This is a genomic window from Meridianimaribacter sp. CL38, assembly GCF_004328055.1.
Classification (GTDB): Bacteria; Bacteroidota; Bacteroidia; order Flavobacteriales; family Flavobacteriaceae; genus Gaetbulibacter_B; species Gaetbulibacter_B jejuensis.
In genome coordinates this window covers 399,816-425,768 of record NZ_QKWS01000002.1, presented here as the reverse complement: position 1 = coordinate 425,768, position 25,953 = coordinate 399,816, and the positions used below count along the sequence as shown (strand labels likewise).

Genomic DNA, 25,953 nt, shown 5'->3' with positions numbered 1-25,953 from the left:
ATACTTGTAAATCAATAAATTAATTTATATATTTAATTCGAAAATTTTGTAGGTCAGCATATTTTGCTACAGTGTTGGCAATGAAATTTGGGGCTTTAAAACTCAGACATATGTATTTCAATGTGTCTGAGTTTTTTTGTACTTTTCTTCCTTAAATTAACAATAAAACACTTACATGAAAAAACTCGCCCTAATTGTAATGCTTTTGGCATTACATTTTACTACAGCCCAAGAAAGTACTACTAAACTAACCGTTACCGAAAGTGAAGAATACAAAGACAAAGTTAAAGCAAACGATATCCTTTCAATTCATACTACAGAGTCTGGACTTACAGGTATAGTGCGTAATAGTAAAAGAGATATTCTGTTTGATATTTTTGACGCTAATCTTAAAAAAGTATTTAATGAGGTTGTAGAGAGCGATAAAAAAGAAACGTTTGTAGGTGAGTTATTTTATGACAACGAGATTAAATTTTTTACTGTTTATGCGCCAAAAAAGACTGAGCGTATTGTGTACTGCCATATTTTTGACATTGCAGCTAAAACTCATAAAAAGGTCAAACTTTTTGAAACTACAGTAGAGAAGAAGCAGTTGTTGTTTTCAGGACAAAACAAGCGTCAAACCAGTTTTGCCATTTCACCAAACGGAAATTATTTTGCCATAACTACCGATAATATTAAAAAGAACAGCAACTCTTACACTATTAGAGTGTTTAATTCTAACAATTTAAGCCTGCTTTACGAAAAGGCGTACCAAGAACACGAAAAGCGTTTTTATGAGCACAACGATTTATCTATTGACGATAACGCAACAGTTTACGGACTAGGAAAATTGTTTATTAAAGGACGTTCGTTAAAACGAAAAGGAGATGCTAATTACGAGTTTGTACTCAACAAAGTCACACAGTCTGGTACAAATGATATTACAATTTCTTTAGGTGAAGATGAGCACATCCAGTCGCTTAATATTTCTATCATTCAAGATGAATTGCACTTGCTTGGGTTCTATTCTGAAAAAAATGTATTTAAGATTAAAGGAGGTTGCAATTTTGTAATTGATACCAATGCGCTTGCTGTAAAACGTAAACGTTCTTATGAGCTGCCAATTGAGGTGTATAAAGACTTGTATGGTGAAAACAGAGCAGACCGAAAAAAATCTAAAGGGAAAGAAATTTCTAACTTTTATGTAGATTACGTATTGCAAGATAACAATGGCAATACCTACATTTTAGCCGAAGAGTTTTATATTACACAAACCTATGTGTCAACAGGAACTACAGGAGGTTATTGGGTAACAACCTACCATTATGACGATATTTTAATTATGAAATTTGATGCTAAAGGTGAGTTAAGTTGGGGACGAAGCATATTTAAAAAAGCAACAGCACCTTCGTATAATGCCTTTTTAAAAGACGACCAATTGCACGTTATTTTAAATTCTGGTAAGCGACTTACCGAAAAGAATGATGGAAGAACCAAAGTGTCAAAAGGTTTCCTAGAATCTACTGCGTTATTTGATTTTGTATATTCAGCTGATGGAAAAGTGTCTTACGACAAAATACAAGACAATAAAGGCAATACCTACTACACACCATACTTTGGTACCTTTGAAAACAACACCTTTATTATGGCTAGTGATGGTAGAAAGAAAAAACAATTTATGATTTTAAAATAAAACAGTAATCCTATGAAAATTACATTTTACGGTCATGCCGCTTTAGGCATTGAGGTTAACGACGTACATATTTTGGTAGACCCTTTTATTACTGCCAATGACAAGGCAAAACATATAGACATCAACAGTTTAAAAGCCGATTATATTTTGATTACGCATGCGCATCAAGATCATATTTTAGATGTCGAAGCCATTGCAAAACACACCAATGCAGTTATTGTATCTAATTTTGAAATTACCTCGTATTATGAAGCCCAAGGCTTTGAAGTACACCCAATGAATCATGGTGGTTCGTGGGATTTTGAATTTGGTATGGTAAAATACGTTAACGCTATTCATACCTCGTCGTTTCCTGATGGTAGCTATGGTGGACAACCAGGAGGTTTTGTGATTGAAGGCGAACACAAAAACATTTACATAGCTGGTGATACAGCCTTAACTATGGATATGAAGCTGATACCATTGCGTACTAAACTAGACTTAGCCATTTTGCCAATAGGTGACAATTTTACCATGGGAATTGAAGATGCCATTACAGCGAGCGATTTTGTGCAATGTGATAAAGTATTGGGTTACCACTTTGATACCTTTGGATATATTGAAATTGACCACGAAGAAGCCAAACGCCAGTTTTTTGATAAAAACAAAGACTTAATGCTGCTAGAAATAGGTGAGAGTATTGAGTTATAACTGTTGATAAAAATGTATAACTAACTATTTGTTTTTTAGTTTTTTAAATTAATTTGGTTGAACGAAAAAATGCTTGACTAAAGGTGTGGGTTGTTAAAGCAATCCATGTCTTTTAAAAGTTGTTCACAATATAAAAACAGAAAACAAATAAGATAATAATGAAAAATAATATTGATAGTTCACTAATTTTAAATCGTAAAGTAATTATTGAATTACGATATAGTCCAGCACCAAAATTCCTTGACTTAAAAGGAACAATACTTGATAAAATTAATTCCTTGAATATTATCAAAGGAGCAGATTGGAGCATTGGTGATTCTGCTTTAAAAATTGCTGACAATAGTAATGAGGAACTTATCAAAAATATAGTTCAAGTGGAAATAAGCCGCTTATCACTAATCAGTTCTAAAATTGACTCAATAGAAAAATTTGTTAGTGATTTTATGAAAGTATATGACTCAATTAGCGAAATTATTGGAACATTAAATATCACTAGAATAGGTTGCAGAATACAAGGAACTTACAAAACTAAATCTCGAGAATTTAATAAAGTCCTTGAGAATTTTAAAAATGCTTTTCCATCTCAAATATTCCTTGAGAATTTTCCGACGAATGATTTAAGGTTACAAATTGTTTATCAAAATGGTACATATCATATTGGACCAGTTAAAGAAAATGACCCTTTTCTAATAAGAGAGTTTAAAAATACAGACCGAAAAAATGATATTGGGATTGGAATTGACACAGACAATTATTTACTCAAAACAGCAAATGACAGTATAGGTAGTAAAAGCAAAATTAAAGATGTGATAACAGCTTCATTGGCAGTTGAGAAATCCTTAGTTGAAAATTTAAAGGACTTCTAATTATGGGTAGAGGTAACAAGAAAAAGAAAGTCATATCTCAGAAAAACGATGAGTATGACCTAAAACAAAGTCTTAGTAAACTAAATCAGCGAAAGGAACTACCTAATTCGCAAACGTCAACTGATTTTGAAATTAGTAAATCACAAACTAGCGGAATAAATCAAAAAATTTTAAATGAAAATTTAAACTCTGAAACGGCAACAATATATTTTAAACTTAATGAAAGTTTTAATTCACGCTATGATACTTTAAACGATAGCATACAAACTGTTCGTGATAAAATTAGTGACTCTAGTGACACATTAAGACAAGAACTTGAAGGTAAAATCGACTCTAAACTTGAAACAAAATTCTTTATTTGGACTGTTGTTGCTCTTGTAGCTATAGCGACTTTGATATTTACACTTTCTTACTCAAACTTAATTTCGGAAACAAAAGAGAACTCTAATTCGGTAAAATCTTTACAAAAAGATATGGAAAATCAAAAAGGAGAAATTAAAGATTTGGAAAAGGATATAGAAAGAATTGAAGAAAAACAAAAGGATTTAGAAATCGAAATGATAAAGTCTAATAAATAAATACTGTGGGCAACAATGTATAACAACAATTACGACTGATTAGACTACGTCCAAATCCACTCAGAAATTTCTCAAGTTCGTTAAAGTTTGCTAACTTAGTTACTTAAACACACAACACACCATACACAAACACGTTAAACGATATCGGTCAAAAAAAAATCTACTAGCAACTAGTAGATTTTTTTTATGTTTTAAAACGACGCTTCATTAAAAATAATGAGAGGTACTTTAGCGTGATGGCTTATAGATTTACTCTGGCTTTTATTAAATAGCTTTTCAAAGAAATTGTGTTTTTTAGCAATGACACACATCATGTCTAATTGTCTGCTTTCACTAAAAATACGAGTTCCTTTTGCTACTGAGACATCAGTTAATTGATAAAAATGAGTTGGTACTGGTTTTAAAAACGCGATAAGTTTCTCTTTACTAGACGCTTTTTCAGGCGTTAATGCTTTATCTTTTAAAATATGAACCACAGAAACTTGTGCTTCAAAATGTTCAGCTAGCGCTTTTAATAAGCTTAAACCATTGGTATAAGAATTTATAGAGTAGTCTACAGCAAAACCAATTTCGTTAATGTCATTAAATACAACGTTAGAAGGTACTGCAATTATTGGGCAAGTGAGTTTACCAATTAAACCAGCAGTGTTGCTACCCAACGTTACTTCTTTTAAACCACTAGCACCTTTGGTTCCTAAAATTACTGCATCAATACTGTGTTCTTTTACTTTTGCCTTTACAGCACTTGTAAAATAGTCGTTAATTATAGAGGTTTTAAACGTGTGATTTTCGTTTTTAGGTAAGGCATCTATCTGTTTTTTTAAGCGGTTTAGTTCAGAGATAGCTTCGTTTTTCATAGACTCCATAATTATAGAGTTGGCACGTTTAGAGGTAACTGCTGTTGATGGAGCAGCAACTTGTGGCTCGTACGAATGCATTAAGTAAAATGTACATTCAGCATCTTTAAGCAGCTCTAAAGCGTATGAAATCGCTTTCCATGAATTATCAGAAAAATCGGTAGGTAATAGTATATTCTTCATTTTTTTGCTTTGAAATAATTACACTATAAAATTAAAGGTTTTTTGGCAAACAGTATATGATAATTATCAGTAGTTTTTATCTGTTTTAGCAGACTTTAACCATTCCTCTCGTAAATCGTCACTAAGTTTTCCTGTACCATCGTGTTTCCAACCTGGTGGCTTGGTAAGGTAATGCCAACGGTCTTTTAACGATTTTTTTCCTGAAAACGCATCTTTAAGCATATTGTACCATTCAACAAAAGCAATCTTTACAGGATTGTATGTGTTAATATTAGTTACCAAACCATAACGTACTTTTTCCTCGCTAAGTTCGGGTTGAAATGTACCGAACATCTTATCCCAAATAATTAAGATGCCAGCGTGATTTCGATCTAAATAAATAGGGTTACTACCATGATGTACTCTGTGATGCGAAGGTGTGTTCATAACAGCTTCAAACCACTTTGGCATTTTATGGATAGCTTCGGTATGAATCCAGAATTGATATAGTAAGCTAATAGACATTTGCAGTAAAATCATAGCAGGATGAAAGCCCAAAAGCGGTAACCACAACCAAAAAATAAACGAGTAAAAGCCACCAGACCACGTTTGTCTTAATGCTGTACTTAAATTGTAATGTTGCGACGAATGGTGCACCACATGAGATGCCCAAAACAAACGACACTCATGCGAAATACGATGAAACCAGTAGTAAGAGAAATCATCAGCAAAGAAAATTAAAATAAAACTCCACCAAGCCACAGGAATGGTAAAGAGCCTAAAGTTTTCATAAATCACTACAAAAGCTCCAAGCACAATAGCTTTACTAAAAAAGCCTAAAAACACATTGCCTAAACCCATAGCAATAGAGGCAAAGGCATCTTTGGGTTCGTAACCTTTAGTTTCTTTAAATTTTTCGCGTGTGGTAACATATAATTCCAGTGCCATTGATAAGATGAAAAAAGGAATGGCAAAGTGGATGATATTTGGAAATTCAGGCATTAAGTAAGATATTTGTGTTTCTAAATTTAATACTTTTTTTATTATCCTAAATCAGGATTAAAACAATCCAAAAATATAAATGCTATGACCAAAACAGCTCGTGTTTTATTATTATTTTCCATTTTAACAGTATCATTTACGCAATCCACTAAAGCCCAAAACCCAGACCAAATGGGAGCGTGGTACATGTATTTTTTTGATACTCAGTTTAAAGAGAGCAAATTTGGGTTGCAAGGTGATGTGCAGTACAGAAACTGGAACATCATGGGAGATTTAGAGCAGTTGCTTATACGTTCTGGTGTAACGTACAGACCAAAAAATACGTCAGTAAAATTAACCTTAGGATATGCGCATATTACATCTGGAGCCTTAGGTGAAAGCGATGATACTTCGGTTGAAAGTAGAATTTACCAAGAAGCACTTTTGCCACAAAAAATAGGAGGACGTGTGTATTTAACGCATCGTTTTAGATATGAGCAACGTTTTGTTGAAGACCAAGATTTTAGAACGCGTTATCGTTATAACCTGTTTATGAATATTCCGTTTAATAAAAAAACGTTCGAGAAGAATACCATTTATGCAGCGTTATACAACGAATTATTTATCAACGGACAACAAGATATAGGTGATGATAGAACGGTTGAGTTTTTTGATAGAAACCGTACGTATTTAGGATTGGGTTATGTGTTGAACTCAAAAATTAAGTTTCAATTGGGTTGGATGAACCAAAAAACCAATGCACAAGGAAAAGGGCAACTACAAGTGAGTATGCACCATAAATTTTAATGTATTTCATCATGTTGATTACCCAATGAAAGCCACATACCACAAGTACATTCTTAATTTTAAACAACCTAGCGGAACATCCAGAGGGATTCTTAAAACCAAAGAAACTTGGTTTATTAGTATAGAAGCCAATGGACAACAAGGTATAGGCGAATGTGGGATTTTACGTGGTTTAAGTGCAGACGACAGACCAGATTACGAAGAAAAACTAAAATGGACTTGTAATAATATTCATTTAGGTTTAGAGGAGTTGTATAGTGAGCTTGTTGAATTTCCAAGTATTCAATTTGGTTTGGAAATGGCTTTTAAATCTCTTGAAAGCGCATCATCGTTTCAATTATTTCCTTCAGAATTTACTAACGGAACAGACGCTATTTCAATTAATGGATTGATATGGATGGGAACCGAAGCCTTTATGAAGCAACAGATTAAAGAGAAAATTGAAGCAGGTTTTTCATGTATTAAAATGAAAATTGGCGCTATCGATTTTCAAACAGAATACAATCTGCTTAAATCTATAAGAAAAGAGTTTTCAAAAAGCGATATCGAGCTTAGGGTTGACGCTAATGGTGCATTTTCGGTTGATGATGCTTTAGATAAATTAAACTATTTAAGCGAGCTCGATTTACATTCTATTGAGCAACCTATTAAGCAAAGGAATTGGTATGAAATGGCGAGTTTGTGTGAAGATACACCATTGCCAATTGCTTTAGATGAAGAACTTATAGGTGTTTTTGAAGCCTCTGAAAAGCAAAAACTATTACAAATCATTAATCCGCAATACATTATTTTAAAACCAAGTTTTATAGGTGGTTTTAAAGGAAGCAAAGCGTGGATTGACTTAGCTGAAGAGCGAAGTATAGGTTGGTGGATTACCAGCGCATTAGAGAGTAATGTTGGGTTAAATGCCATCGCACAATGGACGTATACTTTACAAAATACAATGCCACAAGGCTTAGGCACAGGCAGTTTGTTTACTAATAATTTTGATAGTCCGTTATTGGTAAAAAATGGTAAATTGCACTTCAATAAAAATTTAGATTGGAATTTTAACTTACTTATATGATGAATTATATACAACAAGCGTTTAAAGGAAATATTGGCTTTTGGAAATACATATTGATTCCTTTAGGATTTTTTGGACTTATGGTACTTCAATATATTGCCATTAAAGTTTTTAATTTAGATATGGACGCTATTATTCAAAGTGAAGTAGAAAAAAAAGGGGAAAACAGGTTTTTAATTGAGACATTGTTGCCTCTTGCAATAGGTCTTTTTGTATTGTTAGCTTGGGTTAAGTATATACATAAACAGTCCATTACTTCTTTAACGACTTCTCGCCCAAAAGTAGATTGGAAACGTATTTGGTTTTCCTTTTTTCTTTGGGGAACCATTACTACTGTAATTACTTTACTTGGCTATTTTTTAGCTCCTGATGATTATGTGCTAAATTTTAATTTAGTTCCATTTTTGATTTTAGCTGTTATTGCAATTTTATTAGTGCCATTACAAACCAGCTTTGAAGAATATTTATTCAGAGGTTATTTAATGCAAGGAATAGGAGCTTTTACTAAGTCTAGAGCAATACCTTTATTTTTTACATCCATAATGTTTGGTTTGATGCATATAGCTAACCCAGAAGTAGAAAAGGTTGGTCCTACAATTATGATTTACTATATAGGAACTGGTTTCTTTTTGGGAATTATGACTTTAATGGATGAAGGGTTGGAGTTAGCTTTAGGGTTTCATGCGGCAAATAACCTATTTGGTGCATTGTTAATTACAGCGGACTGGACAGTTTTTCAAACACCATCTATATTTAAGAGTGTAGCAGATCCTCAAGATTCTGGACTAATAGATATTATTGTACCAGTGTTTGTGATGTTTCCAATACTATTATTTATCTTTTCTAAAAAGTACAAATGGACGAATTGGAAGGATAAATTATTTGGTACTGTACAAGAACCACCGAAAGAAGATTATAAAATATTAGAATAAAAAAAGCGACCAAATGGTCGCTTTTTTGTTGTCTTGTTTTTGCTTTCTATTCTATAGGTTTAAATAGAATAGCTGCTTTGTTAAAATCTGACGCTGCATTAATTACATTTCTGAATTCTTCGTAACGGTCCAAATCATATTCTAACGTCTTATAAAATTCTTGAATGGTAATTACTAATGTATTGCCATCTAACTTATAACCAGATTCAAACTTACATACTTTGTTACCCTTACTGTCTTTGTAGCTTTCGTCAATGTTTAAACTACTTAAACCTTCAACTGTATAACCTTCAGGAATATTAACTGTAATAGTGTAGTTGTATTCATTAGGATAGGTCATTTCAATTGGGTTAACTCTTTCGGTTTCTTGATACAATTCACTTTGTGTACCAATAATTAGTCCAGCTTGAAAGATATAACTGTCACCAGCATCTTCAATTAAGGATTCTGAAGAAATTTTACAGTCAATTATAAATGGTATGTTATATTCTGTTTGGTTTATTTCACCATTTTTAGTTTCAAAATTTAAGGTCTCCTTATCTTCAATGCCAGAACCTGTAAGATAGTCTTTAAACTCTTTTACACCTTGCTCTGACGATAAGTTAAGAACAGCTCTGTTAGTAGCAGACCAATGTCCTGAGTACTCTTGGTGCATGTCGATAATAGTACTTTCAAAATCTTCGGTAAACGTAATGTCTGTAATACGATTCACTTGACTATAATCAGGATCTGCCTGAGAAATTTTAGAGAAATAGTGGCTAAAATCGCTCTTAATAAACAATCCGTAGTTGCCTAAAATATTGAAAGGAGCTTCACCAACTCTGTATTCAATTCTGTCTGGAGCGATGTATTTTTTCTCAGTAGGTAAGTAGATTAAGAAATCTCTAAGCATATTAGGAATAAAGAAGTCTGGATCAAACTTATACTGAAATCTATTAGCAGTAATAACTACTTCGTATTCAATATCTAAAGCTTTTAAAAAGTTTGCATATACTTTTATGATACCAAAATCACTTGCTGAACGGTTTTTAAGAATATAGTCTAAATCAGACAGCTCGTCATTGTTGTTTTTGATAACATTAAAGTTACTTTTAATAAAATTATCTACTCTAGACGCTTTTTCAAATACCGAAAGATCAGTTTTTCCTTCGATTATGGTAGCTAAATCTGCATCAATTTTACTGGTTGCAGTTTCAGGGAAAAATCTTCCGCCAACATTATTGGAAACGTTAGTCCAAAACATGTCTTGGGTAATGTCTTGACCTTGCGGAAAACATTGATATACTACTGTAATTTTATTGGCATCTGGTGTAGCATATTCTTCTTCAACCATTGCAGGAATGTTTTTTAATGTCAACGATTTGGCATTGTCACCATCAATTGTAACGTCTTTAAATGTAGAGTCAGTTCTATATGCTTTAACATTGGAATTAAGTTTTCCTGTGATAAAAATAAACTGTGCTTCGTTGATTTTGTAGTTACTCTGCATAGTTTCTGAACCATACATGTCAAACTCTTTTTCAACTGTGTAAAGCACTTCTATTTCTGAACCTTTTTCAACACCTTCAATAGCAAAAATCTTGAAGTCTCCATATTCGTCAACATTTTTAACCTCTTTAATATTGTCTTGGTTTAGCACAGTAACTTTTCCTTTGGCGTTAATGGTTCTTGCTTTTATGTCTACAACCTTTTTTACTTCGTACATTGGGATGTAAACTGTGTTGTGTCTTGCAATACCTTTATCGTCGTTTACTCGTGTAATGGTGTGTTCTGTCTCATAGCGTTTGGGCTCTGGAGACATCATACTAGACGCGTATTCAACAATATGCTTTTTTAAAATACCTATTGAGGATTCTTTTTCATCTTCAGCAGATAGTTTATGAAGTTTAGGTTTTTCGGTCCAATCGTAGGTTCTAAAATGTTGGGAAAAACTACTACTTGTACTTACAAATAGTAATACAATCAATGCTTTTTTTATCATTATATCTTTTCTATTATTATACTTTTTTTGTAGGCTTTTATAAGGCTTTTGATAAAGCTGTTCCAAGTTTCAAAATCTTTGTTTTGAATACTTAGTGTTTTTACATAAATAGATTTGTTTTGAGTAATGGTATCTCCATCTACAGTGTAAGAAATGGTGTAACCATACTCTGGGTTATCAAACGTAAGGTCTTTAGGAACATAGTTTACTTTGTAGCCTTCAGGAACTTTAAACGTTGTGGTGAAGCTTTTTATAAACTCGTGGTCAATTTTCTTACTGTATTTTCGGTCTTCTAAATCAATACTACTGTTTGATAACGATCTGTCTATGTTTAGGTTAATATACGTTTTATTGCCAATAGTTTTAGCATAACTGTCAATACTAAGGTCATAACCTAATTGTAATGGAGTACTTTTGTTATCAAAATTCTCCAGTGTAATGTTGGAGTAGTTGGTCTTGTTGTTTCCAAGAGATAACGTAGTATTTAGGAATTCCTCTTCGGTTTTATCATCTTTTTTATAGGTGTAATCTGAAATGAAATTCACTTTTTCATAACCTTTAAGCGCTCTTTTTTCAGAGACTTTTACAATACCATCTTCTAATGAAAAATGACTGGTAATGGTAGATGTATTTTTATCTGCACTTTGAACAGGTACTTTTATAACCTTGAAATTATCAGCATCAATACCTAAAAGCGCTTCTTTGGTTTGTGTAAACTCACTAGGCATTCCAAAAGGCACATAACTATCAGTCGCATCTAAAAATATAGTGTCGTTTTCTACCATAGCAGTTGTAATCATGTGGTTGTCTACCATTGGAGTAGGTACTTCAAAATAAGAATAGTGTCTGTCTCTAGTTCCAATCCAAGTTCTGTAAGATTCAATACCTACATGATTAAGCATTTCGTAGAGCAAGTTTGCCATGTCTTTACAATCGCCATAACGCTTGTCGCAAACACTTGCAGCACCACGAGGAATAAATCCTCCAAGACCATCTTCAAAAGCAACATAAGTAATATTGTCTTGTACCCAATTAAAAATGGTTTCGGCTTTTTCTCTATCAGTAGTAAGGTCTTTTGTGATGTCTTCAGCAATAGCATATACTTTTTGTAAAGAAGAAGTATCTATTTGATCAACCAAAGAGCTGTACCATTTGTATAAATCATTTACATCGTTTAATACATTGTGGACTTTACCGTCTTCTTCATAGTTTTTGATGTAAACGATAATGTGTGGTAAATAATATAAAATAGCTTCACTGTCTTCTTCACCTTGGTAGCCTTTAATATTATCTACTGTCCAAGTGTAGGTGTAACCGTTTTTGGTGTCTTCTTTTTTGAAATCTAAGTTTATGTTTTCGGTATTAAAATCGATATACCCAATATTTACATTTTTAGGAAACTCAATAGAGAGTTGCGCACTTTTAGTAGGTACATAAGTTCCAAATCTGAATAGTCCTAAAAAATGAGGGTCCTTAATAATTTCTTTATAGCTTAAATTGGTAATTGCACCTTTAGTAACAGCAGGAAAAATAAAGTTTTTTGACTCTTGGTCACTGTAAAACACACCATTGTCAAAAGCACGTTTGGTTTCGATATAATCTACCTTTACTTTTTTATCTTGACTAGGAATGTAGGTGTAAGCATCAATATCTTCTATTGAAGTAAAGCTGTCAAAGTGCATAGATTCGTTAGCAAAATAAAGTTTGTTAGAAGTTAAAAATTCAGCTTGTTCTGATATGTTTTTGGCAATATCAAACTTGTGATTTTTTAAACCAATTTTTATGTGTTCGTGACGTTTTAAATAAATATAATCCTCGTTCGAAAAATCTTGAGCAAATAGAAAAAGAGGACATAACAATAGGGTTAACAGGGACTTCTTCATAATTCGTGCTTTATTGTCAAATATATATTTTTTTAATTTTAAATTTTTAGTACAATTCGTTAAAAATACTATAATTTTAACACATCTAATATCATACCAAAAATGATTCCTACTTTTGACAAGATACATTTAAAATTTAAGCTTAATAATACTAGTTATAACCATGAGGAGCTTAAAGAAGTCTCGTATAGTTTAATAAAAGAAGGTGAAGCTTATGAAAAAATTATAGGCAATTTTCTTTTAGATTGGTTAGACGAAAAGGATTTTCTGTATGTGAAAACCTCAGGTTCTACAGGTAACCCAAAGCTTATAAAAGTAAGCAAGCAAGCTATGGTGAATTCTGCAATAGCAACAGGGAATAGGTTTAAGTTATCTCCAGGAGATACAGCATTACATTGTTTGCCTACAAACTTTATTGCAGGTAAGATGATGCTAGTAAGAGCAATGATTTTAGGTTTAGAACTGGACATTGTTGAACCAAGTACACTACCAGCTTATGACGATGAAAAGCCATATAAATTTTGTGCTATGGTACCAATGCAACTACAAAAATCATTGAAAAGACTACAAAATATAAATACATTAATTGTTGGAGGAGCTGCAGTTTCAAAATCATTATTAAAAGATATTGAGCCATTAAAAACAAAAGTATTTGCTACTTATGGTATGGCAGAAACCTTAAGCCATATCGCTATTAAACCATTAAACAATTACAAAGGAGAAGCGCATTTTAAGTTACTAAAAGACGTTAAAATATCACAAGACGATAGAGACTGTTTAGTGGTTGAAGCGCCAAAGCTTACAGATAAAACTATTGTAACCAACGATATTGTAAAATTATATTCTAAAACAGAATTTGAGGTTATAGGTCGTTATGATAATATGATTAATTCAGGTGGTGTTAAATTATTTCCTGAGCAAATTGAAGCAAAGCTAGACGGAAAAATAAGCCAACGTTTTTTTGTGGCTTCTCAACCAGATGACACTTTGGGAGAACGTGTGGTATTGGTTTTAGAAGGACAATCAACTGAATTAGATACAGCTATTTTTTCTGATTTAGAAAAATACGAAGTGCCAAAACAAATACTTTCTGTAGAACAATTTGCAGAGACATCATCGAAAAAAATCCAGAGGGCTAAAACGCTAAGTAAATTAAACTAATTTGTTTCTAGTTTTTTTAATTCATTAGTAAATGCATTTGAAGTATCAATACTAAAATGACTTGTTTTAAATAGGTATACACCCATGCTGTTGATGGTTAACATAAAATCACAGGTTTCATAACCTCTGTCAAAAAGTGATGAAATAATTTTTTTTTCATCATGTAAGCTGTAAAAAGAGTTGTAGCCTGAATCATAATGAGCTATTAATAAATCGGAATTCATTTTTGTTTTCAATTTATTTAATAAGTCTTTGTTACTATCACTACTTATATTTTGATAATTATCGTACCAACATTTATTCTTGGACTTTAAATATGATATGGTTAAATATTTTAAACTATCTAAATCTTTATTGAAAGTTTCTTTTAAATATTTTTTTAAATCAACAATTTCTTGCTTTTTTAGTTCTCCAACTTCTATTGATGACGCACTTGTTTTTATATCTGAAAGGGTGTAGTTTTTCGTATTCTTTTCAGTATTGTTTTTAGTAGATTTACAGGAAAAGGCAAATAAAACGAATAAAATCAAAAATAAATTTTTCATAAGAAAGCAAAGCGTTTTTGTTTTTAGTCTTTATGAAGAAATAACATAGTATGATTTGTGGTATTTAGTATCTCTTTAGCTCTTTCATGTTGGTCTTCAAAAGTTTGTAAATCAGTGCCTTTACAAATACCATAAGAATAATGATATCTTAGAATTTCTAAATCTATTTTTGAGAGCTCGATTATAGATGAATTGCATTCAGCCAAAAAACTATCACATGATAATATTACTGTTTTATGAAAAAAGCCTAAAGAAGAGAAAAAATCTTTCTTAGCATCAAATATTAATCGTTCTTTGTTAAATAAAATTTGAGGATTTAATTCTAACATACACTTGTAAAACTGTTGCTTTCCATCCCAATTTATATAATAGCCAACTCCATCTTTTCCTTTTATTCTTTGTTCGTATTTATAATCTTTTTCTGAATTTAAGCTATAGATAAAATAATTAGCATCATTTTTAGAATTAACTTCTCTAATTTTTAAAGAATCAACTTTATCAGATAAATCTAAAGCAAACTTTAAAAGTTCTTTTTTAACAGTTTTATCGACAGTTTTGTCAAAAAATAATTTTACTTCATCTTTCCAATATTTTATGGTTTGCTTTTCTTTAACATGTTTCTTCCAATGTTTACTGCTTTGAAAAACAACATCTTTATACAATTCTAAAAATACAGAATCTCTTTCCTCGTAAGGAACCGTAACTCCATCAGTTCTATTTCCATGATTTAATGATACTACAGAGTCTTTATAAATAATTTTATTTGTTTCTAAGCTATCTTGAGACCTTAGGCTATTAGAACCCAAAAAAAGTACTAAAGCTATAATGAAGAAGTTGTTTTTTTTGTGCAATACCATTAGTTTAATCAATTATAAATTTAGTTTGGGTTGGATGCTCTTTTTTTAATAAAGAATATTTTTCAATTAAACGTTCGTAATTAAAGATGGTTACATCAGAATCATAAACGTTTTTATAGTGAAAATTTAAAATATTAAAATCTAAATCAGTAAGCCTTTTGGTTGGACTATAGCAATCGGCTAGTATGCTTTCACATGGTACATTGTTAATCAACCAAAATTGACCTAAAGATTTGAAGAATTGAACTTTTAGACTATTGATTTGATCATTAAATGAAAAAAAAGATAAAGTATTTAATCGTAAAACACCACTGTAGAATTTGTTGTTAGAGTGTAATAAATTATAGGTTATTGGTTTTTGTTGAATAATATTAGGATGCTCTTTATCTTTTTTTGAATTAATATAGTAGATTAAATAATTAGAGAGTTCTAATTTTGAAACGACACTTATTTTTAAAGAATTAGAATTTTTTGAGATTTCATTAAAAAAAGAACTTAGTTCTTTTTTTGTCTTCTTATCAACACTTTTATCAAAATAAACTTTGATGTCAGATGTCCATAATTTAACATGAGATAATTTGAAGTTTTTTCGTCTAGTTTCTTTATTTCCAAAAACAGCGTCCTTATAGTGTTCAATAAATTCAGGGTCGAAATCTCCAAAATCAACCTCAAATTCTCCCATTGGAATACTTTTTTCAACAACTAGCGTGTCGCTTTCAAGATAAATTGCATTTTTTAAATTGATATTTTTTGAATTTTTTAAGCTTTTTATACTTACATACTTTCTATTAATATCTAAATTATTTTGCCCAATACTTATTGAACTTATTAAAACGAATAAAATCAAAAATAAATTTTTCATAAGAAAGCAAAGTGTTTTTAAGTTAAACCTGCAACACACCCAAATTAAAAGGTTTTTCAATAGGAGCGTGGTTAGCGGCTTCAATACCCATACTAATCCAGGTTCTGGTGTCTAAAGGATCAATAACCGCATCGGTCCATAATCTGGCAGCAGCATAGTAAGGCGATACTTGGTTGTCATAACGTGCTTTTATTTTGTTGTAAAGTTCGTCTTCTTTCTCTTTGGTGAATTTTTCACCTTGTTTTTCTAAAGAGGCTTTTTCTATTTGTAATAATACTTTAGCAGCACTTTTACCACTCATTACAGCTAGTTCAGCACTAGGCCATGCAAAAATAAGTCTTGGGTCGTAAGCCTTACCACACATAGCATAATTACCAGCACCATAACTATTACCAACTACAACGGTGAATTTTGGCACCACACTATTACTCACAGCGTTTACCATTTTAGCACCATCTTTTATGATCCCTGAATGTTCACTCTTACTACCTACCATAAAACCGGTAACATCCTGTAAAAACACTAACGGAATCTTCTTCTGGTTACAATTGGCAATAAAACGCGTGGCTTTATCGGCAGAATCATTGTAAATCACACCACCAAATTGCATTTCGGCTGGTTTGGTTTTAGATCCAGTAGTTTTTACAATATGACGCTGATTTGCAACAATACCAACAGCCCAACCATCAATTCTGGCATAACATGTAATAATGGTTTGTCCGTAACCAGCTTTATATTCTTCAAATTCACTATTATCTACAAGACGTTTTATAACCTCATACATATCGTATTGATCGGCACGACTTTTTGGTAAAATACCATAAATATCTTGAGGATTTTCTTTAGGTTTTTTAGCCGTAGTACGATTAAAACCAGCCTTGTCAAAATCACCTATTTTATCAACAATATTTTTTATTTTATCCAATGCATCTTTATCATCTTTAGCCTTGTAGTCCGTAACACCGCTAATTTCACTATGAGTTGTTGCGCCACCAAGCGTTTCGTTGTCAATACTTTCGCCAATAGCAGCTTTTACCAAATAACTACCAGCAAGAAAGATACTTCCAGTTTTATCCACAATAAGCGCTTCGTCACTCATAATAGGTAAGTAAGCACCACCAGCAACACAGCTACCCATTACAGCAGCAATTTGTGTAATGCCCATACTACTCATTACAGCATTGTTTCTAAAAATACGACCAAAATGCTCCTTATCAGGGAAAATCTCGTCTTGCATTGGCAAATACACACCAGCCGAATCCACAAGGTAAATAATTGGTAATTTGTTTTCAATGGCAAGCTCTTGTGCACGCAAATTCTTTTTCCCAGTTATAGGAAACCACGCACCAGCTTTCACAGTCGCATCATTAGCCACTACAATACATTGTTTCCCTTTTATGTAGCCAATTTTCACTACAACACCGCCAGACGGACAACCACCATGTTCTTTATACATGTCATCACCTGCAAAAGCACCAATTTCAATACTTTTGGCTTTATCATCAAGCAAATAATCAATACGTTCTCTAGCAGTCATTTTTCCTTTAGCGTTATGTTTTTCAATACGCTTTTCGCCACCGCCAAGTTTTACTTTTGCAAGTCGTTTCTTAAGTTCAGAAACCAATAATTTATTATGATCTTCGTTTTTGTTGAAGTTTAAATCCATCAGATGTTATATAGTTAATTAGGGCGTTACCACGCAAAAGCGTGGTCGGGTTTTTCGCTATATCTCCCTAAAAAAAAGGGAGGATGCCGCTGCAACCCCTAACGCAAGTTGTTAATGCAGGCTAAAAATACAAAACTTAACCTTGCTACGAAAACGTTGTAATGTAAAAGCTATGTTAAAAATATTACCATGTAAATAGTTTCCTTGGAAAATAAAATGTTTTGTTATATATTTGCCATGGAAAATAAAAACAATCACACATGAAACATATTATAGCATTCGCAGGAAGTAACAGCACAACATCAATCAACAAACAATTGGCAACATACGCTTCAGGGTTAGTAGAAGGAGCCAAAGCAGAAGTATTAGACTTAAATGATTTTGATGTACCGCTATTTAGTACAGATTTAGAAAAAAGCATGGGCGGACAACCAGAAAACGCTCACAAGTTATTCAATAAAATAAAGGAAGCTGATGGTATGGTTATTTCATTAGCAGAACACAATGGCGCTTATGCTTCAGTTTTTAAAAACCTATTTGATTGGATATCGCGTATAGAAGCTAAAACATTTTTAGGAAAACCTATGCTGCTTATGGCAACATCACCAGGAGCAAGAGGCGGACAATCGGTATTAACCATTGCTGAAGACCGTTTTCCAAGACATGAAGCAGATATTGTAGGCGTGTTTTCTTTACCGCAATTCGGAAATAATTTTTCTGAAGGAAAGATTACTAATAAGGAATTAAACGACCAATTATTAGTTGAAGTAGATAAATTTCAAAACGCAATATAGTTATGAACATCCAGCAAGAAGACGATACTAAAAAAGGTGCTTTTTATATAGAGCAAGATGCGAAACGAATAGCTGAAATGACTTACGTTTATGCAGGAGAACAAAAAATTATTATCGATCATACCGAAGTAGATGCAAGTCTAAAAGGTCAAGGCGTTGGTTACAAACTAGTAGAAGAAGCTGTAGCATTTGCAAGAGAAAAAGCGTTTAAAATTTTACCACTTTGTCCGTTTGCAGCAGCAGTTTTTAAAAAGAAAGCTGATGATTATAATGATGTAAAAGCCTAAAAACTATGGGAGATATTTCAAAAGACGTTAATTCTTCGTTTAAGGATAACCGCACAAAAGCGCTGATTAATATTTTGTACACAGCCAATTGGATTACTGGAAAACAAAATACATTTTTTGCAAAGTTCGGGTTATCACCACAACAATATAATATTTTACGCATTTTACGTGGAGCTGATAAACCATTGACGATGCAAGATGTAAAATCAAGAATGATAGACAGAGCTCCAAATGCCACACGATTGGCAGACAAGCTTTGTGCAAAACAACTCATTGAGCGCATTCCCTCTGAAACCGATAGGCGCGTGGTACAAGTTGCTATCACCAGCGAAGGATTAAAACTTTTAGAAGATATATCAGACAATTTTAATGACGATTGGTTAAAAAATATCACAGAAAAAGAAGCATCACAATTAAGTGATTTATTAGATAAATTAAGATAAAAGGGGAAGCCCAGAAAGGATAATAAAATGAAAACAGTAGTTCACAAAGCAGGAACAAGAGGATTTGCAAATCACGGATGGTTACAAGCCAATCATTCGTTTAGCTTTGCAGGTTGGTTTAATCCAGAGCGCATTCATTTTGGAGCGTTACGCGTATTAAATGATGATGTTATTGCACCAAAAATGGGTTTTGGAACACATCCACACGATAATATGGAAATTATCACCATTCCTTTAAGTGGAGAGCTTAAACATCGTGATTCTATGCATAACGAATGGCAATCTGTATTACCAGGTGAAGTGCAAGTAATGAGTGCTGGAACTGGTGTGCAACATTCTGAAATTAATGGTTCTGAAGATTCGCATTTAAGTTTGTTTCAAATATGGATAATACCTAACAAACAAGGTGTTTCACCACGTTATGATCAAAAAACATTTAGTGATTCTGACAGGAAAAATAAATTACAAACCTTGGTAACATCTATTGATGATAATCATGAAGGAAGTTTAAAAATTCATCAAGATGCTAAACTATCTCGCATTGATTTAAGTCAAGGTGAAACGTTTACCTATAACCTAAAAAGTAGTAATCATGGTGTTTACGTAATGACTATTTATGGAGACATTATTATAGGTGATCAAAACCTTGAAACAAGAGACGCTATAGGTGTTTCAGAAACCGAAAGTTTTTCAATAGAAACAAAACAAGATTCTGAATTGTTGTTTATTGAAGTTCCTATGATGACTTTGTAAAATAGGTAACAATTATAATATAAAAAGCACTTATGAAAATGAGTGCTTTTTTACTTTTTTGGCTTGTCTATTTTTTAAAGTAAATATTACTAAAGCAATAAAAATACCACAACCAGCCATAGCAGCACCAACCCAATCAGCAGCTGTATATCCATAACCCATAGCAATAGGAAGTCCTGCAAAATAAGCTCCAGATGCATTACCAACATTAAAAGCACTTTGATTTAACGAAGAACCTAATGTTTCAGAGCCTTTAGCCGATTTTATAATAAGCATTTGTATAGGTGTTGATATAGAAAAAGAAACAATACCTATTATAAAAGTCATCACTAATACAAGTACTTTATCTGATGCTAAAAACGTATTTAGAGAAAGGCATAAAACCATCATGCAAAGCACAATTGTTACAGTGTTTAATGGAGAGAACTTTTCAGTAAGTTTTGCGCCTAAAAAATTACCAATTACCATTCCTAATCCAGCTAAAATCATGGCATAAGACACAACACTTTCAGGATGTCCAGCAACATCAGTAATCAATGGAGCTATATAACTATACCAAGCAAAAAATCCACCTGTACCAATGGTTGTTAGTAGTATTATCAACCATAACTCCAAACGTTTAAAAACCTTAAATTCACTTAAAAAATTAGTGTTGTTTGATTGTCTTATTTTTGGCATCCAAAACTTTACACCAAGAACAGCTAGAACACCAACAAATCCAACCATTAAAAATGAAATACTCCAACTAAAGTTTTTACCTAAATAGGTTCCTAAAGGCACGCCCAAAAGGTTTGCAACAGTTAATCCGCTAAACATAATAGCAATTCCTTGTGCTTCTTTACCTTCTTTAGATAGTTTTCCTGCAACTACAGCACCAATACCAAAGAAAGCACCATGTGGTAAGCCAGATAAAAAGCGTAAAATCATAAATGAATTGTAGCCAGTAGCAAAGGCAGAAAGTGTATTAAAAACTGTAAACCAAAGCATAAGTATTAATAGCACTTTATTTGCAGGCCATTTACTTCCTAAACCTGTAAGAATAGGAGCACCAATTACAACACCTAAAGCGTAGGCTGAAATAAAATGTCCAGCATCAGGGATACTAATACTAAAAGCATTTGCAACATCAGGTAAAATACCCATAATAACAAACTCTGTGAGTCCTATTCCAAATCCTCCAATAGCTAATGATAGTAAGGCTTTATTCATATTTTTATACGTAGATTTTTCAAAAAGAAATAAACAACAAAATTAGTTCTATTATTAAGTAATCGACGTATAAAAAATGATAAGAAAAAGTTAATTAAGAAATTAAGAAAAAAGGGTTGTTAGAATTAAGAATTTCAAAATTTATTGTGATATATACAGCGTATTTGTGAGGCTAAATTTACAGCTTGAAAAAGGTGTTTTCTTAAAGAATAATTAAAAGCACCTTACTTTGGTTGAATTTTGTTAGTTAAAACACGATATTTGTATTTGCTAACTAAAAATAAAGATTAAGAAATGGCAATGAATAAAAATACAGTGTTGGCTTGGGCCACATGGATTATGATTTTTGTAGGATTAGGTTTAATAGGACTAGGAGCTTTTCGCTATGACGATGTTGCAGGTTGGGGATTTGCTGCTGTTGGTTTTGGCTTTTTCTGTATTGCTTGGGTGTTTAATGCATTAAAAGGAAGAGTATAATTATGAGCGACGATAAAAAAGTAATTTTTTCAATGTCTGGTGTAACCAAGACATTTAAATCGGCTAATACGCCAGTACTTAAAAATATTTATTTAAGCTTCTTTTACGGAGCTAAAATTGGTATTTTAGGTCTTAACGGTTCAGGTAAATCTACATTATTAAAGATTATTGCAGGTGTAGATAAAAACTATCAAGGCGATGTGGTTTTTTCACCTGGATATTCTGTTGGTTATCTAGAACAAGAACCACAACTAGATGATGAAAAAACAGTGATGGAAGTAGTGCGTGAAGGCGCTGCTGAAACTGTAGCTATTCTAGATGAATACAACAAAATAAACGATATGTTTGGTTTGGAAGAAGTGTATAGCAATCCTGAAAAAATGGAAAAGCTTATGAACCGTCAAGCCGAATTACAAGATCAAATAGATGCTTCCAATGCTTGGGAATTAGATACCAAATTAGAAATTGCCATGGATGCATTACGTACTCCTGATGGCGATAAAAAAATAGGTGTACTTTCTGGTGGTGAGCGTCGTCGTGTAGCCTTATGTCGTTTATTACTACAAGAACCAGACGTATTACTTCTTGATGAGCCTACCAACCACTTGGATGCAGAATCGGTACATTGGTTGGAGCATCATTTAGCACAGTACAAAGGAACAGTTATCGCTGTAACGCACGATAGATATTTCTTGGATAACGTTGCAGGTTGGATTTTAGAGCTGGATAGAGGTGAAGGTATTCCTTGGAAAGGGAATTACTCTTCATGGTTAGACCAAAAGTCTAAACGTATGGCTCAAGAAGGAAAAGCAGCTTCAAAACGTCAAAAGACATTAGAACGCGAGTTAGAATGGGTACGTCAAGGAGCAAAAGGACGTCAAACCAAGCAAAAAGCGCGTTTAAAGAACTACGATAAATTAATGAGTCAAGACCAAAAGCAACTTGACGAAAAGCTTGAAATTTACATACCAAATGGACCGCGTTTAGGAACCAATGTTATTGAAGCAAAAGGTGTAAGTAAAGGTTATGGCGATAAGTTATTGTATGAAGACTTAAACTTCAACCTACCTCAAGCTGGAATTGTTGGTGTTATTGGACCAAATGGTGCAGGTAAAACCACAATTTTCAGAATGATAATGGGCGAAGAAACACCTGACAAAGGAGAGTTTGTAGTAGGTGATACTTCAAAAATTGCTTATGTAGACCAAAGTCATTCTAATATAGATCCAGAAAAAACCATTTGGCAAAACTTTAGTGATGAGCAAGAATTGGTAATGATGGGAGGAAAGCAAGTCAATTCTCGTGCGTATTTAAGTCGTTTTAATTTCTCTGGAAGTGAACAAAACAAAAAAGTAAAATTACTATCAGGAGGAGAGCGTAACCGTTTGCATTTAGCAATGACACTAAAAGAAGAAGGAAACGTACTACTTTTAGATGAGCCTACAAACGACCTTGATGTAAATACGTTACGTGCGCTAGAAGAAGGTTTAGAAAACTTTGCTGGTTGTGCTGTGGTTATTTCTCACGACCGTTGGTTTTTAGATCGTATTTGTACGCACATATTAGCTTTTGAAGGCGATAGCCAAGTCTATTTCTTTGAAGGTAGTTTTAGTGATTATGAAGAGAACAAGAAAAAACGTTTGGGTGGTGACTTAATGCCGAAACGAATTAAGTATAAAAAATTAGTTAGATAGATAAAAAAAGCCTGCAAAATGCAGGCTTTTTTATTTAAGTGATTTTAATTTATTCATACAAATGGCCATTTGTAAAATCTTTATAGCTCTCCTCAACGTCATTTTTTAAAGATTCCATTTCAGTAAGCTTCTTATTTTCAGCCTTTAACTTTCTCATTTTTATTACTGCAACCACAATAAAAAACATAAATACTGCTGCTGTAATAATGAGTACAACCGTAAGCTGAGTAGTGCTTACAAGTAACTTTGAAATTGAATATAAAGCATTCATAATTAGGTTGATAGTTGGGGTTAATCAAGCCAAATATACAATTTTAATTAAAACCGTAACTATTTCATTATAAATTTGTTAATAAAAAATGGAGTAATCACTATTTGTACCAATCTAATTGAACGACTTCAATAGCATCATTTTTATCATTCACAATGGCTTTAAATTTTTCTACATCGCTAAGTCCACCTTGTCCTCTGTAATGGTATGGATATACTTGCTTTGGTTTAAAATCCAGAACAGCACTTGCAGCACTTTCAACAGTCATGGTGTATGGTAAGTTCATGCATACAAATGCCATATCTATATCTTTTAAGTTGCGCATTTCAGGAATGTCTTCAGTATCACCTGAAATATAAATTCGTTTTCCTCCCATAGTTAAAATGTAACCATTACCACGTCCCTTTTCATGGAATTTTAAAGCCTCTTCTCTTAAGTTGTACATTGGTACAGCTTCAATATTAATTTCAACACCATCAAAAGTGTAGTCTCTATTTTGCGAATTATTAAGAACCAATGTACGATCTCTTAGCGGTTTTGGTAGCAATTCAGCTACAGCACTAGGAGCTATAATCTTAACAGCATTTCCTAATATTCCTGACAAGGTTTCTTCATTAAAATGATCACCATGAATGTCAGTAACCAAAATAATACTAGGTGGTTTTTGTTCAGTAAATTTTTCTGCTCCTCCAACAGGATCAACATACACAACAACATTTTTATACTCCAAGACCATAGTAGCGTGTTCAATAGGAATAATTTTTATTTCAGAAGAAGTATCGGAAGTTGTTGTTTCAACATCAACATTGTTTTCAATAATTGTCTCAGTGGTTGCTGATTCTTTTTTATCTGTGTTACAGCTTATAAAACACAATGCTAAAATAGCGGTAATAAAAATTGAATTTCTCATAATAGAAGTGTTTGAGTACTAAAGATAATGATTGCGTTACATTTTTTAAAGCCTGTAACATTTTTAATTTTTTTACTACTGATATTTTAAGAGCATTAGTTTTGAAAATGATATTTTTTAACGAAATTGCTTATCCAAAAATTGTTCAACTATAAAAACACTACACAATATGTCTGATGATTTTGATTTATTAGAAACCAATTCCAATGAAAAACAGGAAAAAGTAGATGTTAATTGGGGAAAAGCCATTGACACTATGAAATCTAAATTAGCACAGGAAGATGATCCTGAAGTGCGTCAAAAAATACTTAATGCAACATTGGACGATGTAGTGCATATGGCAGAAAAAGATAGAACGTCTTTACTTGATGCCATTAAAGATTTAACTGATTATCAAGACGAAGTTGGGATTATTTTTGAAGATTTCTCTAGCTTAAATGCTGATGAACAAAAAATCATTGATAATGCCATAAAACGTCTAGAACGCGCAAGAGTTGAACTAGAAGATGCCGAAGCTAAACCAGACACTTGGTGGAACAACCTTTGGGGAAGAAAAAGCAAAATCAAAAAAGCGCAAGACGAACTTACTGCTGCCCAAAAATCTCGTGACGAAGCAGATAACAAAGCCAAAGCGATGTTTCAGCAACGTATAGAATCGGCAGATGTACAAACTTTATTAAATGAGTTATCGTTTAAAAGTCAGGCAGCTGTAAAGCGTTTAAAAGATCGTGAAGTAGAAATTAAAGAAGTTGAAGACAAACTTCAAGATGCGATTGTTGAAGCCACAAAAAACCATACAAAAGCTTTAGAGAAGAAGAAAGAAGTAGAAGCAAAGCTTGAAGAAAACTATGCTTTATTAAAACAAGCACGTCAAGAGTTAGAAGAAATTGTTGATAAGCAATCTGCTGAATATGCTGAAGCGGTTGGTAAAGTTACCACTTTAGAACAAAAAGTAGAAGAGCTTGAAGGACTTAAAAACGCCTATACAACACTTGCTGCAAGTAAAGACAGCTTTGTGCATAAGCATAATTTAACCATTAAGGTATTAACCTCTTTACGTAGTAATTTACAAACACATCGTGCAAAATTAAAGAGTGATACTGAAGAGCGTTTAAAATATTACGATGGTTACGTAGTGGCTTTAAAAGCGCGAACTGACCAAGAATTTGCAGCTATTTTAGAGCATTTAGGTGTAAAAACTGACGAACATATTGGAGAAACTCTTGCATCAATGCATACAGCAAGTGCAAGAGCACGTCAAGAAATGATGGATAATATTCCTGTGCATGAAAAAGTAATGCAAGGTGTTTACAGCAGTTATGCTGAAGCGTTACAGGAAATTCGTACCAAAGATTCTGAAATTCAAAAGAATTTTGCTGAGCGTTATGGTATTGATATGAAAGAAATTTTTGAAGACTACTATAAGGCAGATGCTAATAAACCTTCAGGTGAAGGAGAGCCAACTGGCGACAAAAAGCCTGAAAATAATGACGACTTATTATCTTAAAAAGTAATTGGTATTCAGTTTGCAGTTAGCAGTATTTTT

Annotated in this window: 26 protein-coding genes; 15 read left to right on the top strand and 11 right to left on the bottom strand. The window is 32.7% G+C overall.

Features of this window, described 5'->3' with window-relative positions:
• Positions 1 to 175 precede the first annotated feature (175 nt).
• The 4 genes from DMZ43_RS07045 to DMZ43_RS07030 all read left to right on the top strand — a co-directional run bounded on the left by DMZ43_RS07045 (position 176) and on the right by DMZ43_RS07030 (position 3,809).
• Entirely contained in the window at positions 176 to 1,675 is a 1,500-nt protein-coding gene (locus tag DMZ43_RS07045) for a hypothetical protein (protein WP_131506934.1), read from the top strand.
• A gap of 12 nt (positions 1,676 to 1,687) precedes the next feature.
• Entirely contained in the window at positions 1,688 to 2,365 is a 678-nt protein-coding gene (locus tag DMZ43_RS07040; protein WP_129760235.1) for a metal-dependent hydrolase, read from the top strand.
• Positions 2,366 to 2,523: 158 nt separating this feature from the next.
• Positions 2,524 to 3,231, top strand: coding sequence for a hypothetical protein (locus DMZ43_RS07035; RefSeq protein WP_131506932.1), 708 nt, complete (start codon positions 2,524 to 2,526; stop codon positions 3,229 to 3,231).
• A 2-nt stretch (positions 3,232 to 3,233) separates the two neighbouring features.
• Positions 3,234 to 3,809: a hypothetical protein gene (locus DMZ43_RS07030; RefSeq protein WP_131506929.1), complete on the top strand. Its 576-nt coding sequence runs from the start codon at positions 3,234 to 3,236 to the stop codon at positions 3,807 to 3,809.
• A gap of 191 nt (positions 3,810 to 4,000) precedes the next feature.
• Here DMZ43_RS07030 and DMZ43_RS07025 read toward each other — a convergent pair whose 3' ends face one another.
• Positions 4,001 to 4,849 carry a universal stress protein gene (locus DMZ43_RS07025; protein ID WP_131506927.1) on the bottom strand — a complete coding sequence of 283 codons (849 nt, stop codon included), beginning with the start codon at positions 4,847 to 4,849 and terminating at the stop codon, positions 4,001 to 4,003.
• A gap of 66 nt (positions 4,850 to 4,915) precedes the next feature.
• Complete coding sequence (locus tag DMZ43_RS07020) at positions 4,916 to 5,830, bottom strand: sterol desaturase family protein (protein ID WP_129760231.1); 915 nt, start codon at positions 5,828 to 5,830, stop codon at positions 4,916 to 4,918.
• Between the two features lie 84 nt (positions 5,831 to 5,914).
• Here DMZ43_RS07020 and DMZ43_RS07015 point away from each other — a divergent pair, with 84 nt between their 5' ends.
• The 3 genes from DMZ43_RS07015 to DMZ43_RS07005 are packed head-to-tail and all read left to right on the top strand — an operon-like array spanning position 5,915 to position 8,614.
• Entirely contained in the window at positions 5,915 to 6,616 is a 702-nt protein-coding gene (locus tag DMZ43_RS07015) for a DUF2490 domain-containing protein (RefSeq protein ID WP_129760230.1), read from the top strand.
• Positions 6,617 to 6,641: 25 nt separating this feature from the next.
• Positions 6,642 to 7,682: an o-succinylbenzoate synthase gene (locus DMZ43_RS07010; RefSeq protein WP_131506926.1), complete on the top strand. Its 1,041-nt coding sequence runs from the start codon at positions 6,642 to 6,644 to the stop codon at positions 7,680 to 7,682.
• The gene (locus DMZ43_RS07005) at positions 7,682 to 8,614 is read left to right on the top strand and encodes a CPBP family intramembrane glutamic endopeptidase (RefSeq protein WP_131507221.1); all 933 of its coding nucleotides are present in this window, start codon (positions 7,682 to 7,684) and stop codon (positions 8,612 to 8,614) included. Before DMZ43_RS07010 ends, DMZ43_RS07005 begins: the two co-directional genes overlap by 1 nt.
• Positions 8,615 to 8,660: 46 nt before the next feature.
• Here DMZ43_RS07005 and DMZ43_RS07000 read toward each other — a convergent pair whose 3' ends face one another.
• Positions 8,661 to 10,595, bottom strand: a complete 1,935-nt coding sequence (locus DMZ43_RS07000) for a DUF3857 domain-containing protein (protein WP_131506924.1) — start codon at positions 10,593 to 10,595, stop codon at positions 8,661 to 8,663.
• The gene (locus DMZ43_RS06995; protein WP_161566739.1) at positions 10,595 to 12,478 is read right to left on the bottom strand and encodes a DUF3857 domain-containing protein; all 1,884 of its coding nucleotides are present in this window, start codon (positions 12,476 to 12,478) and stop codon (positions 10,595 to 10,597) included. The genes DMZ43_RS07000 and DMZ43_RS06995 overlap by 1 nt, the downstream gene beginning before the upstream one ends.
• 102 nt (positions 12,479 to 12,580) lie before the next feature.
• Between DMZ43_RS06995 and DMZ43_RS06990 the strand changes: the two genes are divergently transcribed.
• Entirely contained in the window at positions 12,581 to 13,639 is a 1,059-nt protein-coding gene (locus DMZ43_RS06990) for an AMP-binding protein (RefSeq protein ID WP_131506920.1), read from the top strand.
• On the opposite strand, the gene DMZ43_RS06985 is transcribed toward DMZ43_RS06990, so the two are convergent.
• The 4 genes from DMZ43_RS06985 to DMZ43_RS06970 are packed head-to-tail and all read right to left on the bottom strand — an operon-like array spanning position 13,636 to position 17,569.
• Positions 13,636 to 14,184, bottom strand: a complete 549-nt coding sequence (locus tag DMZ43_RS06985) for a hypothetical protein (RefSeq protein WP_131506918.1) — start codon at positions 14,182 to 14,184, stop codon at positions 13,636 to 13,638. The genes DMZ43_RS06990 and DMZ43_RS06985 overlap by 4 nt on opposite strands.
• A 23-nt stretch (positions 14,185 to 14,207) precedes the next feature.
• Positions 14,208 to 15,041, bottom strand: coding sequence for a hypothetical protein (locus tag DMZ43_RS06980; RefSeq protein WP_131506917.1), 834 nt, complete (start codon positions 15,039 to 15,041; stop codon positions 14,208 to 14,210).
• Between the two features lie 4 nt (positions 15,042 to 15,045).
• Positions 15,046 to 15,903: a hypothetical protein gene (locus DMZ43_RS06975; RefSeq protein WP_131506915.1), complete on the bottom strand. Its 858-nt coding sequence runs from the start codon at positions 15,901 to 15,903 to the stop codon at positions 15,046 to 15,048.
• Positions 15,904 to 15,925: 22 nt separating this feature from the next.
• Positions 15,926 to 17,569: an acyl-CoA carboxylase subunit beta gene (locus DMZ43_RS06970; protein ID WP_131506913.1), complete on the bottom strand. Its 1,644-nt coding sequence runs from the start codon at positions 17,567 to 17,569 to the stop codon at positions 15,926 to 15,928.
• A gap of 260 nt (positions 17,570 to 17,829) precedes the next feature.
• Here DMZ43_RS06970 and DMZ43_RS06965 point away from each other — a divergent pair, with 260 nt between their 5' ends.
• From DMZ43_RS06965 to DMZ43_RS06950, 4 genes are read left to right on the top strand one after another with little or no spacing between them, the layout of a single operon-like run.
• Entirely contained in the window at positions 17,830 to 18,363 is a 534-nt protein-coding gene (locus tag DMZ43_RS06965; RefSeq protein ID WP_131506911.1) for an NADPH-dependent FMN reductase, read from the top strand.
• A gap of 2 nt (positions 18,364 to 18,365) precedes the next feature.
• Complete coding sequence (locus DMZ43_RS06960; RefSeq protein WP_131506909.1) at positions 18,366 to 18,650, top strand: GNAT family N-acetyltransferase; 285 nt, start codon at positions 18,366 to 18,368, stop codon at positions 18,648 to 18,650.
• A 5-nt stretch (positions 18,651 to 18,655) separates the two neighbouring features.
• Complete coding sequence (locus DMZ43_RS06955; protein ID WP_129760218.1) at positions 18,656 to 19,093, top strand: MarR family winged helix-turn-helix transcriptional regulator; 438 nt, start codon at positions 18,656 to 18,658, stop codon at positions 19,091 to 19,093.
• A 27-nt stretch (positions 19,094 to 19,120) separates the two neighbouring features.
• Positions 19,121 to 19,846, top strand: coding sequence for a pirin family protein (locus DMZ43_RS06950; protein ID WP_131506907.1), 726 nt, complete (start codon positions 19,121 to 19,123; stop codon positions 19,844 to 19,846).
• A gap of 30 nt (positions 19,847 to 19,876) precedes the next feature.
• Here the strand turns inward: DMZ43_RS06950 and DMZ43_RS06945 are convergent, their stop codons facing one another.
• Positions 19,877 to 21,055, bottom strand: a complete 1,179-nt coding sequence (locus tag DMZ43_RS06945) for an MFS transporter (RefSeq protein WP_131506905.1) — start codon at positions 21,053 to 21,055, stop codon at positions 19,877 to 19,879.
• 294 nt (positions 21,056 to 21,349) lie between these two features.
• Here DMZ43_RS06945 and DMZ43_RS06940 point away from each other — a divergent pair, with 294 nt between their 5' ends.
• Positions 21,350 to 21,532 carry a CAL67264 family membrane protein gene (locus DMZ43_RS06940; protein WP_103052245.1) on the top strand — a complete coding sequence of 61 codons (183 nt, stop codon included), beginning with the start codon at positions 21,350 to 21,352 and terminating at the stop codon, positions 21,530 to 21,532.
• Positions 21,533 to 21,534: 2 nt separating this feature from the next.
• Entirely contained in the window at positions 21,535 to 23,226 is a 1,692-nt protein-coding gene (ettA, locus tag DMZ43_RS06935; protein ID WP_131506903.1) for an energy-dependent translational throttle protein EttA, read from the top strand.
• Positions 23,227 to 23,275: 49 nt separating this feature from the next.
• On the opposite strand, the gene DMZ43_RS06930 is transcribed toward ettA, so the two are convergent.
• Positions 23,276 to 23,497 (bottom strand): hypothetical protein, encoded by a 222-nt coding sequence (locus DMZ43_RS06930; protein ID WP_131506901.1) that lies wholly within the window; start codon positions 23,495 to 23,497, stop codon positions 23,276 to 23,278.
• 100 nt (positions 23,498 to 23,597) lie between these two features.
• Positions 23,598 to 24,407 carry an MBL fold metallo-hydrolase gene (locus tag DMZ43_RS06925; protein ID WP_131506899.1) on the bottom strand — a complete coding sequence of 270 codons (810 nt, stop codon included), beginning with the start codon at positions 24,405 to 24,407 and terminating at the stop codon, positions 23,598 to 23,600.
• A gap of 169 nt (positions 24,408 to 24,576) precedes the next feature.
• Here DMZ43_RS06925 and DMZ43_RS06920 point away from each other — a divergent pair, with 169 nt between their 5' ends.
• Positions 24,577 to 25,914: a microtubule-binding protein gene (locus DMZ43_RS06920; RefSeq protein WP_131506897.1), complete on the top strand. Its 1,338-nt coding sequence runs from the start codon at positions 24,577 to 24,579 to the stop codon at positions 25,912 to 25,914.
• Positions 25,915 to 25,953: the final 39 nt, after the last annotated feature.